A 1326-nucleotide genomic window follows, 5' to 3' on the forward strand; every position below is an offset into this window, starting at 1 on the left:
CAGTGCCGTTGGTGTGGGCAGACCTTTTTCGCAACACATACTGGCCACCGCAGCCAGCTTTGTCAGGCACAAGCTATCGTCCTCACCTTTTAAATACTCAGCAGTGAAGAATGTGTTCAGCGCATCTGGTGTGGGCAGACCTTTTTGGTAGCACATACTGGCCACCGCAGCCAGCTTTGTCAGGCACAAGCGGCCGTTTTCATCTTTTAAATGCTCATCTTTGAAGAATGTGTTCAGCGCCTCTGCCGTGGGCAGACCTTTTCGGCAGCACATACTGGCCACCGCCTTCAGCTTTGTCAGGCACAAGCGGCCGTTTTCATCTTTTAAATGCTCATCTTTGAAGAATGTGTTCAGCGCCTCTGCCATGGGCAGACCTTTTCGGCAGCACATACTGGCCACCGCAGCCAGCTTTGTCTTGCATAAGCGGCCGTTTTCATCTTTTAAATGCTCATCTTTGAAGAATGCTTTCATTGCCTCTGCCGTGGGCAGACCTTTTCGGTGGCACATACTGGCCACCGCCTTCAGCCTTGTCTTGCACAAGTTACGTCCATCTTTCAGATGATTATCGTTGAAGAATGCCTCCAGTGCCGTTGGTGTGGGCAGACCTTTTTCGCAACACATACTGGCCACCGCAGCCAGCTTTGTCAGGCACAAGCTATCGTCCTCACCTTTTAAATACTCAGCAGTGAAGAATGTGTTCAGCGCATCTGGTGTGGGCAGACCTTTTTGGCAGCACATACTGGCCACCGCAGCCAGCTTTGTCAGGCACAAGCGGCCGTTTTCATCTTTTAAATGCTCATCTTTGAAGAATGTGTTCAGCGCCTCTGCCGTGGGCAGACCTTTTCGGCAGCACATACTGGCCACCGCCTTCAGCTTTGTCAGGCACAAGCGGCCGTTTTCATCTTTTAAATGCTCATCTTTGAAGAATGTGTTCAGCGCCTCTGCCATGGGCAGACCTTTTCGGCAGCACATACTGGCCACCGCAGCCAGCTTTGCCTTGCACAAGCGGCCGTTTTCATCTTTTAAATGCTCAGCAGTGAAGAATGCTTTCATTGCCTCTGCCGTGGGCAGACCTTTTCGGTGGCACATACTGGCCACCGCCTTCAGCCTTGTCTTGCACAAGCGGCCGTTATCATCTTTTAAATGCTCATCTTTGAAGAATGTGTTCAGCGCCGCTGGCGTGGGCAGACCTTTTTGGTGGCTCATCGACATAACGTACGATAATTGAGGATGTTTAGCTATACACTCAATATCACTGTCGGATAGGTTTGCAAAGGCTGTTATTGCGCCATTATTATATTTAAATAGACCTTCAAACGCCGTCAG

General features: G+C 50.4%; 1 protein-coding gene. It reads right to left on the reverse strand.

All coding sequences use genetic code 11. From position 1 onward, the window contains the following. Positions 1 to 1326: hypothetical protein (locus JQC92_RS22280; RefSeq protein ID WP_205001716.1), on the reverse strand; the 1326-nt coding region annotated here is incomplete at both ends.

Source organism: Parashewanella hymeniacidonis, assembly GCF_016900895.1.
GTDB lineage: Bacteria > Pseudomonadota > Gammaproteobacteria > Enterobacterales > Shewanellaceae > Parashewanella > Parashewanella hymeniacidonis.